Below are 14,144 nucleotides of genomic sequence, written 5' to 3' on the forward strand. Positions count from 1 at the left end.
AAATGAGATTTAATTTAAAATTACAAGCGATGAAAATTAAAACCACGATAGCCATACTTCTACTATTTACTGTCACTATAAAAGCACAGGAAATTAATGTCAAGATTAATGGAGGTCCATCAGGAATCCTTTATGATAGCACTCTTGGAGATGGCAAACTAAAATTTGGCGGAGGAATAGGTGTCGGTTACACCTATTTCTTCAGCAGCCACTGGGGAATTATGACAGGAATTGATGCAATGTACAACCAAAACAATTTTGAATTGCATAACGGAACTACAATCTCAACCTATGAGATCGATGACCAGACTTCTGCATTTGAGTATCAAGTTACTCCGACAAACTATAAAGAAGATCAACACTTCATTTCTATTGCAGTTCCATTAATGATGCAATACAGAACATCAATTGCACCACAGACACAACTGTATTTTGGCGTTGGGGGAAAAATTCTTTTTCCAGGAAAACAGACAGCAAAAGCATCAGCATCTGAGTTGCAATTGAGCGGTTATTATCCTGACATAAATCTCTTGATTGATGATTTGCCTTCTCACGGATTTGGTAAAGTAACCAATTGGCAAGATAAAACAACAGTAAACTTAGATCCTTCTTTTCTTTTAAGTGTAGAAACTGGTCTTACTTTCAAACTAAAAGAAAAAACGCAACTTTATACTGGCATATATCTAGATTACGGTTTAACAGAAATGGCAAAAGAAAATCCAGATGTTAATATAGTTGCTTATAGCCCAAACGGGATTGATAATATTCAGGCAAATGGTACAAGCGGCAATAGAAAAATTGTTCAAGAAAGCCGTTACTTCTCTGCAGGTATTCAACTGAAATTAGGTTTTATGCTAACTAAAAACAAACCAGAACCTGTGCCGCCAAAAGAAGAAATCATGACCAAGACAGAAGCTCCTGTTCAAGAAGCGGCTCCTGTACAGCAGAAAGTTGTTGAAGCTCCATCAGCAAAAAAAGAACTTACACCAACAGAACGCACATATGTCGAAAAACCTCTTGCTTTCCAAGAAGTTGGCAACACTAATGTAACGCCTGAATTGGCTACAAGATTAGACGAAATTGCTAAAATTCTGAAATCAAATAAAGATACAGATCTTAATATTACAGGATATACTTGTGATATAGGAACTGAAGCACGCAATCTTGAAATTGGAATGAAAAGAGCTCAGGCAGTTTCAGATTATTTACAGAATAAAGGAATTGAATCTAATCGTATGCATTTATTTTCAAAAGGTGAAAGCGAACCTTTAGTTCCAAATATTCCAGTAGAGAATAGACCTCTAAACAGAAGAGTTTCACTTACTCTGATAGACGCAAAATAATTTTTTTAATCTACAATTGTATAAAGCATGATGCAAGAGTTTAACTCTTCATCGTGCTTTATCTTTTTCATAAATTTTCCCTTATCATACTTTTATTTCAAAATTTCATTAGAATATATTTTGATTCGAAAAAATAATTCAAAAGCTAACATTTATCATATTTCCTTTCCTCTTTAATACTTTTATTTGTCTTAATAAAAACAAAACCAAACACTTAACCAATTCTTCAAAATGCAATAATTGTTTTATCATGCACATTGATACTGATTTGCTTTATACTTGGGGAGCTGTGGCTAAAAAAGTTCCTAAAAACTCAATTATTTTTTTTGAAAATGATGCTGCACTTTCCTTTTTTCAAATTTTAGAAGGAACTGTAAAAATGAGCTATACCAATGAAGATGGCAAAGATCTGACGGTTGGTATTTTTAATGAAGGAAACAGTTTTGGCGAGCCGCCTCTTTTTATCGGACAACCCTACCCTGCTACCGCAATTGCGCAAACAGATTGTATCATTTTAAAATTATCCAAAAACAGCTTTTTTTCTTTTCTAGAAGAAAATCCAGAAATACAATTTAGAATACTCAAGCTATTTGCATGGAAAATCTATAACAAAATTGTCTTTTCTAAAAATATAGTCAATCATAAACCAGAATATCGCATTCAATATTTTTTAGATAATCTAAAAAAACAAAATAACGTAGCCACATCAATAAAAATGAAAATTCCATATACGAGACAAGAAATTGCAGATTTTACAGGACTACGGGTAGAAACCGTAATACGAACATTATCACTTATGAGCAAAAACAAAAAAATTGAAATTATAGATCATAAATTGTTTTACTAATTTCCTGTCTTATGATTTGAATCATACCAAAATAACACGATTTTTTCTTCTTTTGTAAAAGGTTAAAAGAAATTATTAATTCAGTTCTAATAGCTTTAAAATAAAAACGGGAACTTTTTTTAGTTCCCGTTTTTGTATTAAGAAATGACTTTATTCATCATTAATTTTGAAATATTCTCTGCCCGAACTTTTATCTCATCAGCATTTTCTCCTTCAAACAAATCATCGACTGTTTTTTTCCAAAGCTTTGTCCAATGTTTAAAATGAGTTTCTGTAAGTCTACTTTTCTGATCTAGCATTCGATGTTTCATCATCGGGTTACCTTCAAAATTTCCAGTATGAAAAAGAATATTATCCCAAAAATCATACATAATAGGAAGGTGTTTCTGCCAATTGACCATAGCCACTTTTGTAAACAAATACCCAATTGTTGAATCTGATTTTACTTTCAAGTAAAAAGCATCTACCAATACAATTATATCATCTTTATTTTTAATATCTGTTTTCATCTTTCTTTTGTTCTGAATAAAAAATAAAAATTAAAGATCCTTACGGTCAAATTTTCTAACCGAAATTAGAAACGGAACTGCTATCCACAAAACAAGCAGTAAAAAAGAAATCAGCAACCCGATAGTTGTTCCAAAAAAGTCTTTAAAAATAGCACCTGTATATCCCATCATAGCAGATTGATCTAAATGCAGCAATATTTGTATCCTGGCCAAATCAATCGGACTTGAAGCTGTAATTCCTACCATCGCTTCTTCGATTGGATATTCGGCAAATTGAAACAAAAGAAATAACACCAAAGCATCAAACAATATGGCAAAATACATCCAAAATAAAATGGCCAAACCTATTCCCTTTGCTTTATCTCGAGTTAAAATACAGCTCAAAAAGGCCAACGAGACAAAAACAACAGAAATTAAACTTCCAGACAGAACCATCATCAATCCTGCCATTCCTGGCGCATTTACCAAAAGAGGAATTCCTGCTCCAAGAAAAAAAGCTAAAAGCATTGCAATAGAAAGTCCTGTAAACAAACTAATCCAGATTTTCTTTCTTTTAATAGGCTGGCTCAACAAAAGTTCTATAAACTCTGAACTATTGTATATATAGATAGTAGAAAAAAGTATCGATACCAGCGGAACTGTGAATAAAATAACATTCAAAATAGTCAGTAAGCCTTTGGCTGTATTGTCTTCAAGCATAAAAGATCCCCAAGAAAGCAACGCTAAAATTAGAGCATAACTCACAACAATCTTATTTTTAAGAATATCCAATAAGACAATTTTAATTATTCTGTTCATGCTGTTTTTCTTTTAATATTGTGGCAATAGATTTTGAAATTTTGCTTTCTCCGGTTGATTCCAAAAGATCTTTAATCGTTTTATGAAAATGTACTTTTCCGTCCTGCATAAAAATGATTTGAGTAATCATATCGTCCAGTTCACTTAACAAGTGCGAAGTAATCAAGATTAATTTTCCTTTGTTTTTCTCTTTAATGATTTTCTCTTTCAAAATTTCGGCCGCCAACGGATCTAGTCCTGCAGTCGGTTCGTCTAGAATTAAAACATCAGGATTAAAAAGGAAAGCTAATGTTGCACTTACTTTTTGCGTAGTTCCGCCAGAAAGTGTCCTCATTTGTTTGTCGCTCATTTTATCCAATTTGAAAGCTTTTATCAAATCTTCATCCAATTCTTTTTTCGAATTCCGAATTTGCTTGATCATTTCTATAATCTGAGAAATCGTCATATTATCAGGATAACGGCCAATTTGTGGCATGTAACCTATTTTATTTCGATATTCAAACTTCTTTAAAATAGATTCTTCATGAAGTAAAATATCGCCATTATCGGGCAATACCATTCCTAAGATCGATTTTATCAAAGTTGTTTTTCCACAGCCGTTCGGACCAATAAGCGCAATGCATTCTCCTGCTTTAAACTCAAGGTTAACATCTTGCAAAACCTGCAGTCTTCCAAATTTTTTATTTATATTTTTTAAAGTAATCATAATATGAGAGATTTCATTTCGGGAGATTCATCGACAAAATTATCGGGTGTTATGCTCGGAAGGATTTTTTCTGATTTATCCAAAAGCGTAATCATAAAACTTCGGAATAAAAGCATAGCCGAAGGATTGTTTTCTGTAATAACAGCAAAAAGACTCAGCGGATGAAAAGGCACATCGCCAATCTCATCCCGATTTAAATCGTAGCCTTCATATTTATCCCAATAATTATTATTGAAATGATTTAGAACCAAACTTCCGTTAGTACTGATATCGAAAGTATTGGAAAGAAAATTATTAAACGAAATCACATTATCCATACAGCTTGCCTGCACTTTCATTCCCCAGCCATTGTCTTTAAAAATGTTCTTTTCCAATTTTACACGACTTGTTCCTTCCATATAAATTCCAGAAGTATTGCGGATAAATTTATTTCCAACAATATAGCTATCCGAAATTTCTTTGAGCAGTAAACCATAAGCAGCGTCGCCCCAGTTCTCTTCAAAATAATTATTGAACATTTTTACATTTTTGGTAAACATAACCGCCACTCCTGCTCCATTATTTTTAAAAACATTACCTATGTAAGAATCATCATTGGAGAACATAAAGTGTAATCCGTAACGGATGTTGGCTTTAGATACATTTCGCCAGATGACAGAATTAGAAACAAACTCAAAATAAATTCCATCACGATGTCCCGAAATTCTATTTCCTATAATCTGCATGCTATCGCTTTTCCAGCAATGAATACCATTGCCAATACGCTGTTCTTCTTTCTGATAGGCTTTTATGATATTGTTTTTTACGATGCAGTTTGATCCTTTCTGAACATAAATTCCGAAAAAATTATTATCTAGAACATTGTCTTTTACGACAACTCCGATTTTATCATATATTTTAATTCCACAAGGATCATTAAGTGAAGCATATCCTGAATTGATAACTTTAAACCCAGAGAAAACTACGCTGTCGGCTTTTATCGAAACTACTTCATATTTTTGCTGTCCATCCAGAACTGGCAATCCTTTTCCTTGTAGAATTAATTTTTTATCCATAATAATATTGCCTTCTCGATAAATGCCTTTATTTACAATAATGGTGTCACCAGATTTGGCAAGTTCTATTGCCTTTTTAATTGTTTTAACTGACTTATCTGAACCTACTTCAATCTTTTGAGACCAGAGACAATTAAAAAACAATAGGAATGAAAGGCAAAAATGAAATTTCATGATTCAATATTTTAATTAAGATGGCATTTTATTTATTCAAAATTGCAGTCCATTCCGTTTCAACTCCTTTTGATTCTGCTTCAAAAGCTTTTGCCTCACTCTTGTTAGAAAAAGCGGCAATATTTCCGTTCATTGGACTTTTTATCGTGCCACCCGAAACAAAAAAAGCGTTTTCTGCCTTTATTAATTCATTATTTTTGGCGTAATCGTGTACATAATATGCTTTTATTTTGGTGTCTTTATGCTCTTTACAATAATGTGCCATACAAGCAATATCATCAAACTTATACGCCCTACCTTTTTCTGTAATAATTTCGGCTCCGTGTCTTCCGTCACTAATTCCCATCATACAGAAATCACAATTATCAGTATTTAGTTTAATAGGAACAGGTTTGTCTCCAGAACATGAAAAAAGAAAAGCAGGAACCAGCAAAATGCCCAAGAGCCGACCAGATGATTTAGTATATTTTTCCTTTATAATAGCAGCAAATAGCAAAGCTCCAACTACAATTAGCATCCATCCTCCAATATCCGGAATTGAATAAGCGCCAAAATTTAATAATTGTTTGTATCCAAGCATTGGCGGCTGATAAGCCATTCCAGGAACTCTAATAGCAGCATTCGGATCTAGATTATGTCCATATTCATAATTCCATCTGTAGAAATCGCAAGCAGATAATATTCCAAAAATCACAAAAGAAAAGAAGAATACAAAGAGTCCTTTTCTATTTGATTTCCATGCACAAGCAATTGAAACAATTCCTAATCCTGCAAGAATAAGCGGTAGAACTTTAAACTCAATAAAATCTTCTGTATGCAGAGTTTTCATTCCAATGTAATGATTCAATCCGTTTATAATATCAACATCGCCAGCAATCTTAGAAGCATGAAGTTTTAATACCAAACCTTCAGGATATTGGGGTGCCGTAAGTTCAATTTTCCAAATAGGAAAAAATACAGCTCCAATTAATAAAAGTCCTGATAAAAACAGCATGACTTTAGAAAAAGGGGATAGTTTTTTATTTTTCATAATAATTCAAAATAAAAGGGAACAAAGAATACTTTGTTCCCTTATGGTTACTGACTATTCTTTTGGTAAATTGGTACCTACACTGTAAGTAATCGGAACGTTGCTTCCTGCTGGCGAAACTCGCACATACCCTTGCATTTCTTGGTGCAATGCACTGCAGAAGTCTGTACAATAGAATGGGAAGATTCCTTTTTTCTCAGGAACCCATTTTAATGTTAAGGTTTCTCCTGGCATGATTAGCAATTCGGCGTTGTTTGCTCCTTTTATAGCAAATCCGTGAGGAACATCCCAGTCTTGCTCAAGGTTGGTAACATGGAAATAAACTTCATCTCCCACGCGAATTCCTTCGATATTATCTGGTGCAAAGTGCGAACGAATACAAGTCATATAAATATGTACTTTATTGCCTTCTCGAACTACTTTAGATTCTTTTTCACCTTTAGTAGCAAAAGGATGTTTGTTGGCCGCAATATCATAATATTTCAGTTGTCCGTTATTTCTAACTTTTTCTGCTGGAATACCTTGCGCGTAGTGTGGTTCTCCAATAGTTGGGAAATCCAAAAGCAATTTCATTTTATCGCCGCTAATATCAAACAACTGTGCACTTTGAGCTAATTCTGGACCAGTTGGCAAGAAACGGTCTTTGGTAATTTTGTTGTAAACCACCATGTATTTTCCAAATGGCTTTTCTGTATTTCCACCGGGAACCATTAAGTGTCCAGGAGAATAATAAGTTGCTTTTCTATCTAAAACTTTTAGATCTTTAATATTCCATTTCACTACTTCAGATGAAACGAACATTGTAGTATAAGCATTTCCTTTTCCGTCAAACTCTGTATGTAGAGGCCCTAAACCAGGTTTTTGAACTTCACCATAAAGTGCTGCTTCATATTTTACAACTGGAATTCCTGCATAAGCACCATCAAATTGTTTTTTAGCAATTGCATCTTTTAATTTTGTGAAACTAAACACTGGAATCAAAGCTGCCAATTTTCCACTTCCGATAATATATTCTCCTGTTGGATCAATATCACAGCCGTGAGGTGATTTCGGACATGGAATCATGTAACAGATATCTTTCAATTCAGAAGCATCTAGGGTTAAAACCTCATTCTTAATTTCAGTTTTCGCACTTTGAGTTTTTTCATCCCAAGTATTGTGGGCATATTTTGCAGGAATTCGTTTTCCTTTTCCAGCTTTAATATATTCTTCTGCTTTTTTCCAGTTTACCGCCATGATAAAATCCTTATCATTTTTAGAAGCATTAACTTCCAATAAGGTATTGGCTTGTTCTGTATTATAGCATGAGAAGAAAAACCATCCATGAGATTCTTTTTTACCAGGGTGGCTAAGGTCAAAATTAACACCTGGAGCTACGATTTGGAAAGCAAGATCCAATTCTCCTTCTTTTCCAACTTTCACAAAACTTAAATATCCTTTAAAGTTTTTCTTGTACGTATTAATTGGAACATCTCCATTGTCATTATCTGCAGGAACACTAAAACGGCTGGCTCCTACCACATATTCTGTATTTTGGGTAATAAATGGTGAAGAGTGATTTCCTCCACAATTTGGAAGCTCAATAATTTCTGCTGTTTTGAACGTTTTCAAATCAATACGCGCAATACGTGGCGTATTATTCGCATTAGCAAAAATCCATCGTCCGTCTACTTCTCCATTGGTTTGTGATAAATCCAAGTGATGCTGATCGTCCCAAGGCACATAACCGTGCGAGGTATTCAGCATTGGTTTTGTTTCTTCACTGTAACCATAACCGCTTTGTGGATCTTCAGAAAACACTGGCATTACCTTTAGCAATCTTCCGCTCGGAAGTCCGTAAACACTCACCTGACCGCTAAAACCGCCCGATACAAAGTTGTAGAATTCATCATATTTTCCGGGTGCCACATACACTTTTTGGGCAGCATCGCCTTCAACAGCATCTGTAGAGTCTTTCGGTTTGCACGAAACAAACAAAGCACACCCTAACGTAACAACGAAAATCGATTTTAAAAATTTATTTTTCATAAGGCTATTATTTTGATTTTGATTCCTTCTAATTATTTCACTCCATCATTCTGGCGCATATATTCCAAAATAGATCTTGCTTCATCTTCTGTTAATCCTTGGTTAGGCATACGAATCATGCAAAGCTCTAATTGTGCCTGCAATTCTGGATCTTTGTCAATCATTGGATCTGGATTGGTAATAAAATTCATAATCCATTGAGGTGTTCTTCTTTTTGTTACTCCTTTCCATCCTGGACCAACTAATTTTTCATCTGTTGGTTTATGACAGGAAGTGCATTTTACTTCAGCAGTTTTAAGTCCTTTTTCAGCTAATGCTTTATCCAAAGAAGCTCCTAATTCAACTGTTTCATACTTCCCAAGACCTCTTTTTGGATCGTAAGATTCTGCATCAGCTGTTTTCTCAGCTGCTGCTGGAGTAGAAAAATCCTGATCGGTGTTTGACTTTTCTTTCCCGCATGATGTGAGCAGGATAAAACCAAACATTGTTAATAAGAATAGTTTGTTCATTACTTTGTTTTTTACTTGTTAAACTTTTGATCAAAATTCTAAAACTTGTTTTTAGTAAAGTATGATTGCAATCATATCCTCAAAAAAAAGTTCATAATACCTTCGTATTCTCAAAAATCAACAAGAATGAAGTTTTGTGTTTACATATTTTTATTTGCGGTAATATTTAGACCAGCATTTCCATTTCTGGATTATGTGGTCAACTACCATTACATCGCAACTGAATTATGCGAAAACAAAAATGCTCCCGAACTTCATTGTAACGGAAAATGTCATTTGAAAAAAGAATTAGCAAAAAGCTATAAAAATGACACGCCGGCTTCTAACGAAAAGAAAAATGAAATAGCAGAAACTGTGATTCTGTTTATGGTACAAATCCCAGTATTCTCTTTTGAAAAAAATAGAGTTTCTATTTTTATAGTAAATGCATTTTATAATAACTTATATTCTCATGTAGAGGTCGTCAATATCTTCCGTCCTCCGATTTTCATTTGATTTTTATTTCATTCTTTTCCTTCTATCGAATTCATTCGACAGACCTTTTATTATCATTATTTAAATTAAAATCTCATGAAAGTTTTAAAATACACAGCCATTTTATTTTTAGCAATTAGCTCATTCTCTTGCTCTTCTGACGACGATTCTTCTTCAATTCCAGTAGATGAAACAAGCGGACTACATAAAATACAGGAAATCGCCAATGATACCCATATTATAGAATTATTTTCTTCAACAGGTTCTTTAGTTCAAGGTTATAATCATGTCTCGCTTAGAATAAAAGACAAGAAAACTAACAATTATATCCCTGATGCCGAAATCAGCTGGACACCATTAATGCATATGGCTATGATGCAGCACTCTTGTCCAAGATCTGAGGTAGAAAAAGTGGATAAGAAAACGGTATTTGAAGGAGATATCATATTTCAAATGGCACAAAACGAAACGGAATATTGGGAATTAAGCATTACATACAAAATTAATGGCGCAAGTTACACCGCAACTGACAAAATAAATGTTCCTGCATCTTCAAAACGAACTGTAAGCTCTTTTAAAGGAATCGACGGAAGCAATTATGTAATTGCCTATATCGCACCATCTTCTCCAAAAGTGGCGCTAAACGATATGACAGTTGGGATTTATAAAATGAAGGATATGATGACTTTTGAGACTGTAAATAATTTCAAAATCAAAATCGATCCAAGAATGCCAAGTATGGGTAATCATGGTTCTCCAAACAATACAGATTTACTTCAATCTGAAACTAATAGTTTTTATAAAGGAAAACTTTCTCTTACCATGACAGGATATTGGAAAATAAACCTTCAAGTTTTAAATGCTGATAACGAAGTTTTAAAAGGAGAAGCAGTTACAACAGACAATCCATCAAGCAGTCTTTATTTTGAGATTGAATTTTAAATCTAAAAAATAACAAGAAAGAGGCATAACACAATTTGTCTCTTTCTATTAAAGCAAGAAATGATGAAAAATCTAACAGCAACCTTCTTGGCTGTATTTTCAACAATATGCTGGGCGCAGGAAAAAGCAAATGATAGTCTTGAAACCGTAAAACTTAACGAAATAATTGTCATTGGAAGTAAACCTTCTTTACATCTAAAACAATCAAAATCATTAACCTCTGTAGAAGAATATCTCTCAAAATCATCAAAAATTAATATGATTAAAAGAGGTGCCTATGCTTGGGAACCAGTTATAAACAACATGGCTACAGAACGCACCGTGATTACAATTGACGGAATGCGCATATTTGGCGCATGTACCGACAAAATGGATCCGATTACTTCTTATGTTGAGGTTTCAAATTTGGCCGAAGCCAACGTAGCATCTGGACAGCAGGCAAGCTGTCACGGTGCAGGAATTGGCGGATCTGTCGATTTAAAACGGAATCAGTTTAGTGATAAAAATACAGGCTGGAACGGCAGTTTAAATTCTGGCTTTGAAAGTAATAATCTTCAAAAAATTATTGGTGCGTCTTTAGGGTACAATGATTCTCAATTTTATACTCATATCGATTTTATGCATCGTGATGCCGATAATTATAAAGCAGGCGGAAACAAAGAAGTGAGTTTTTCTCAATTTACCAAATACAATATTTCTGCTACTGCAGGATATTTTATAAACAAACAAAACCTTTTGGAAGCATCTGTAATTTATGATAAAGCGACAAATGTGGGCTACCCTGCTCTTCCTATGGATGTTTCTTTGGCCGAAGCTAAAATTGTATCTCTAAGTTATAAATATGTGCCAAAATCAAGTCTGATAACAAATTGGGAAACAAAAGGATATTACAATTCTATAACTCATAAAATGGACGATACCAAAAGACCAAGCGTACCAATACATATGGATATGCCAGGCTGGTCTGATACTTATGGTTATTATTCTAGAATTAAAGGAAATATGAAAAACCATACTTTTCTAGCTGACTTGAATGGTTTTTATAATAAGTCAATTGCAGAGATGACCATGTATCCGACAGATCCTAACGAAAATCTGATGTTTATGTACACATGGCCAGATGTCAGAACTTTATACAACGGATTGTCTTTAGAAGATAATATCAAAATTTCTGAAAAAGATCATCTGAGAATTGGCGCAAATCTCGGATTCCAGAATAATACTGTAGCAAATGATTTCGGATTAGCGAGTCTCCGCATTTTTTATCCTGATATGGATGCTTCAAAAAACCGTTTTCTAAAAAGCTTTGCCACAAATTACACCAAAAATGAAGGGCAGTTTGAGTTCGGATTTGGGTTGGCTTACGCCGAAAGAGCTCCTTCAGTTTCTGAAGGCTACGGATTTTATCTGTATAACAGCAGTGATTTTTATGATTATATCGGAAATCCCAATCTAAAAAATGAAAATGCTCTCGAAGGAAACTTTTCAATTGGCTATAAAAAATCGCAAATCACAGCAAAAATTACAGGATCCTATTTCTATTTTTCAAATTATATAATAGGCAAAATTGATTCAAATACGCTTCCTATGACTATTGGTGCTTCTGGAGTAAAAAGATATGAGGCTATAGATAATGCCAAAATATTCAATACCGATTTTAATCTGACTTACGATTTTCTAGAAAATTGGCAATTCAAGTCTCAACTGACCTATAGTTCTGGAAAAGATAATCAAGGAAATAATCTGCCCTTTATAAGTCCGATTAAATACAGCGCAGGAATCGATTTTAAGAAAGAAAATTTTAATGCAGGAATTAACGCTTTAGGAAATCTGGCTCAAAATGAATTTGCAAAAGTGTACGGGCAAACTAAAACCCAAGATTATCTCATTTTGGGAATTAATGCAGGCTATACTTTCAATTGGAGTCAGAACAAATTAAAAATACAAAGTGGCGTAGAAAACATTTTTGATAAATATTACACCACTTATGCCGACTGGAATAAAATTCCGCGAATGGGTCGAAATATCTTTGTAAATCTCAGCTTCTCTTTTAATTAGAATTCAATTCTCAAGGTTAACATATACAAACAAATATAAAACAGTATGATTAGAATCATGTTTTGAAAAAAATGATGATAATATATTTACCCTATTAAAATTATGTATTAAAATATATTTTAATACAAGCTTAAAAAATAAACATCATCAGCTTTATAGGTTAGCGAAGCTGAAAATTCAAAGAATTAAAAATGAACAAGAACTTTTTAGTACAGGAAATAATCCGATTGAAAAAGGAAAAAAATGCCGTTATCCTGGCTCATTATTATCAAGATGAGGATATTCAGGAAATAGCAGATTTTATTGGAGATAGTCTTGAACTGGCAAAAAAAGCTCAAAATACAAATGCAGATATTATTGTTTTTGCAGGAGTTCACTTTATGGCAGAAACAGCAAAAATTTTAAATCCAAATAAAAAAGTAGTATTACCCGATTGGAATGCTGGCTGTTCTCTTGCTGATGGCTGTCCACCTGAGGATTTTAGATTATTTAAAGAACAGCATCCTGATCATATTGTGGTTACTTACATCAACTGTTCTGCTCAAATAAAAGCTATGAGCGATTTAGTTTGCACATCGGCAAATGCAAAAAAGATAATCGAATCTATACCAGCAGAACAAAAAATCATATTTGCTCCAGATGAAAATTTAGGTAAATATCTTCAAAAAGAAACCAAACGCGAACTGGTCTTATGGAAAGGCTCTTGTGTTGTACACGAAGCCTTTTCACTAGACAAACTAATTGAAATATATAACAAAAACCCGAGCGCAAAAATTGCGGCACACCCTGAATCTGAAGACCATATTTTAAAAGTAGCACATTACATTGGCTCGACTTCGGGGATTATTAATTTCATTAAAACGGATCCTGCTGCCGTTTTCATTGTGGCCACAGAAGCCGGTATCCTGCATGAGCTTTCAAAAGCTGTACCTGATAAAACGCTGATTCCGGCTCCTACCACAGATGACAATAGCTGTGCCTGCAGTGAATGTGCCTATATGAAAATGAATACACTCGAAAAACTGTATTTGTGCCTCAAAAATGAAAGACCAGAAATGCTAATCAAAGACGAGCTGAGAATAGAAGCCTTAATGCCTATTAAAAAAATGCTCGAACTATCATAAAAAATGCAATAACCTTAAATCAAAATAACATGCTTAAAACAGATATACTTATCATCGGTTCTGGTATTTCGGGATTATTTTTTGCCATGAAAACCGCAAAAAAACGTCCAGACTTATCTATTGTTATAATGACGAAAGAAACAGCCAAAAATACCAATACGCAACTCGCTCAAGGCGGTATTGCTGTAGTGACAGATCTTATAAAAGACAGTTTTAATAAACACATACATGATACGCTTCGTTCTGGCGGAGGTCTCTGCGATAGAGAAGTTGTTAATATGGTTATCAAACAAGCTCCCGAAAGACTTCGAGAACTAATCGAAATAGGCGCTTCTTTTGATAAAAATGAAAAAGGACAATGGGATCTAGGTTTAGAAGGCGGGCATTCACAACACAGAATATTACATCATAAAGATAGCTCCGGACAGGAAATCGAGCAAAAACTGCTCAAAATGATCAAGAAAATGCCCAATATTGAGCTCTTAGAAAATCATATGGTCATTGACTTAAATACCGAAACAAAAAAAGCTAAAACTACTTGTACCGG

At 33.9% G+C, this 14,144-nt stretch carries 14 protein-coding genes; 7 read left to right on the forward strand and 7 right to left on the reverse strand.

Annotated elements, in window-relative coordinates; all coding sequences use genetic code 11:
• The first annotated feature begins 29 nt into the window (after positions 1-29).
• Both B3J44_RS07850 and B3J44_RS07855 read left to right on the forward strand, forming a co-directional pair.
• Positions 30-1,343, forward strand: a complete 1,314-nt coding sequence (locus B3J44_RS07850; protein ID WP_286967609.1) for an OmpA family protein — start codon at positions 30-32, stop codon at positions 1,341-1,343.
• A gap of 250 nt (positions 1,344-1,593) precedes the next feature.
• Positions 1,594-2,190 (forward strand): Crp/Fnr family transcriptional regulator, encoded by a 597-nt coding sequence (locus tag B3J44_RS07855; RefSeq protein WP_286967611.1) that lies wholly within the window; start codon positions 1,594-1,596, stop codon positions 2,188-2,190.
• A 137-nt stretch (positions 2,191-2,327) separates the two neighbouring features.
• On the opposite strand, the gene B3J44_RS07860 is transcribed toward B3J44_RS07855, so the two are convergent.
• Genes B3J44_RS07860 through B3J44_RS07890 form a run of 7 tightly spaced genes read right to left on the reverse strand, consistent with a single transcriptional unit; the run spans position 2,328 to position 8,999 of the window.
• Positions 2,328-2,699, reverse strand: a complete 372-nt coding sequence (locus B3J44_RS07860) for a group III truncated hemoglobin (RefSeq protein ID WP_286967613.1) — start codon at positions 2,697-2,699, stop codon at positions 2,328-2,330.
• 30 nt (positions 2,700-2,729) lie between these two features.
• Positions 2,730-3,497, reverse strand: coding sequence for an ABC transporter permease subunit (locus B3J44_RS07865; protein ID WP_286967615.1), 768 nt, complete (start codon positions 3,495-3,497; stop codon positions 2,730-2,732).
• The gene (locus B3J44_RS07870) at positions 3,481-4,203 is read right to left on the reverse strand and encodes an ABC transporter ATP-binding protein (RefSeq protein ID WP_286967617.1); all 723 of its coding nucleotides are present in this window, start codon (positions 4,201-4,203) and stop codon (positions 3,481-3,483) included. Before B3J44_RS07870 ends, B3J44_RS07865 begins: the two co-directional genes overlap by 17 nt.
• A complete protein-coding gene (locus B3J44_RS07875) occupies positions 4,200-5,432 on the reverse strand; it encodes a nitrous oxide reductase family maturation protein NosD (protein WP_286967618.1) in 1,233 nt (410 codons plus the stop codon). Before B3J44_RS07875 ends, B3J44_RS07870 begins: the two co-directional genes overlap by 4 nt.
• A gap of 28 nt (positions 5,433-5,460) precedes the next feature.
• Positions 5,461-6,462 carry a nitrous oxide reductase accessory protein NosL gene (locus B3J44_RS07880; RefSeq protein ID WP_286967620.1) on the reverse strand — a complete coding sequence of 334 codons (1,002 nt, stop codon included), beginning with the start codon at positions 6,460-6,462 and terminating at the stop codon, positions 5,461-5,463.
• A 54-nt stretch (positions 6,463-6,516) separates the two neighbouring features.
• On the reverse strand, positions 6,517-8,490 hold the full coding sequence (nosZ, locus tag B3J44_RS07885) for a Sec-dependent nitrous-oxide reductase (RefSeq protein WP_286967622.1): 1,974 nt from the start codon (positions 8,488-8,490) through the stop codon (positions 6,517-6,519).
• Between the two features lie 32 nt (positions 8,491-8,522).
• Positions 8,523-8,999: a c-type cytochrome gene (locus tag B3J44_RS07890; RefSeq protein ID WP_278021540.1), complete on the reverse strand. Its 477-nt coding sequence runs from the start codon at positions 8,997-8,999 to the stop codon at positions 8,523-8,525.
• Positions 9,000-9,125: 126 nt separating this feature from the next.
• On the opposite strand from B3J44_RS07890, the gene B3J44_RS07895 reads away from it, so the two are divergent.
• From B3J44_RS07895 to B3J44_RS07915, 5 genes are all read left to right on the forward strand, one after another.
• Entirely contained in the window at positions 9,126-9,494 is a 369-nt protein-coding gene (locus B3J44_RS07895; protein WP_286967624.1) for a hypothetical protein, read from the forward strand.
• 75 nt (positions 9,495-9,569) lie between these two features.
• On the forward strand, positions 9,570-10,415 hold the full coding sequence (locus tag B3J44_RS07900; RefSeq protein WP_286967626.1) for a hypothetical protein: 846 nt from the start codon (positions 9,570-9,572) through the stop codon (positions 10,413-10,415).
• A 60-nt stretch (positions 10,416-10,475) separates the two neighbouring features.
• Complete coding sequence (locus tag B3J44_RS07905) at positions 10,476-12,473, forward strand: TonB-dependent receptor (protein ID WP_286967628.1); 1,998 nt, start codon at positions 10,476-10,478, stop codon at positions 12,471-12,473.
• Positions 12,474-12,664: 191 nt separating this feature from the next.
• Positions 12,665-13,597, forward strand: a complete 933-nt coding sequence (gene nadA / locus B3J44_RS07910; RefSeq protein ID WP_286967630.1) for a quinolinate synthase NadA — start codon at positions 12,665-12,667, stop codon at positions 13,595-13,597.
• A 29-nt stretch (positions 13,598-13,626) separates the two neighbouring features.
• Positions 13,627-14,144, forward strand: a 518-nt coding sequence (locus tag B3J44_RS07915; RefSeq protein WP_286967632.1) for an FAD-binding protein, incomplete at its 3' end; no start/stop codon positions are given.

Origin of the sequence: Flavobacterium sp. UBA4854 (assembly GCF_002399805.1) — a bacterium.
Classification (GTDB): domain Bacteria; phylum Bacteroidota; class Bacteroidia; order Flavobacteriales; family Flavobacteriaceae; genus Flavobacterium; species Flavobacterium ginsengisoli.

Coding starts and splice junctions, on each gene's coding strand:
- B3J44_RS07850 (WP_286967609.1), top strand. CDS start 30: ATGAAAATTAAAACCACGATAGCCATACTTCTACTATTTACTGTCACT.
- B3J44_RS07855 (WP_286967611.1), top strand. CDS start 1,594: ATGCACATTGATACTGATTTGCTTTATACTTGGGGAGCTGTGGCTAAA.
- B3J44_RS07860 (WP_286967613.1), bottom strand. CDS start 2,699: ATGAAAACAGATATTAAAAATAAAGATGATATAATTGTATTGGTAGAT.
- B3J44_RS07865 (WP_286967615.1), bottom strand. CDS start 3,497: ATGAACAGAATAATTAAAATTGTCTTATTGGATATTCTTAAAAATAAG.
- B3J44_RS07870 (WP_286967617.1), bottom strand. CDS start 4,203: ATGATTACTTTAAAAAATATAAATAAAAAATTTGGAAGACTGCAGGTT.
- B3J44_RS07875 (WP_286967618.1), bottom strand. CDS start 5,432: ATGAAATTTCATTTTTGCCTTTCATTCCTATTGTTTTTTAATTGTCTC.
- B3J44_RS07880 (WP_286967620.1), bottom strand. CDS start 6,462: ATGAAAAATAAAAAACTATCCCCTTTTTCTAAAGTCATGCTGTTTTTA.
- nosZ (WP_286967622.1), bottom strand. CDS start 8,490: ATGAAAAATAAATTTTTAAAATCGATTTTCGTTGTTACGTTAGGGTGT.
- B3J44_RS07890 (WP_278021540.1), bottom strand. CDS start 8,999: ATGAACAAACTATTCTTATTAACAATGTTTGGTTTTATCCTGCTCACA.
- B3J44_RS07895 (WP_286967624.1), top strand. CDS start 9,126: ATGAAGTTTTGTGTTTACATATTTTTATTTGCGGTAATATTTAGACCA.
- B3J44_RS07900 (WP_286967626.1), top strand. CDS start 9,570: ATGAAAGTTTTAAAATACACAGCCATTTTATTTTTAGCAATTAGCTCA.
- B3J44_RS07905 (WP_286967628.1), top strand. CDS start 10,476: ATGATGAAAAATCTAACAGCAACCTTCTTGGCTGTATTTTCAACAATA.
- nadA (WP_286967630.1), top strand. CDS start 12,665: ATGAACAAGAACTTTTTAGTACAGGAAATAATCCGATTGAAAAAGGAA.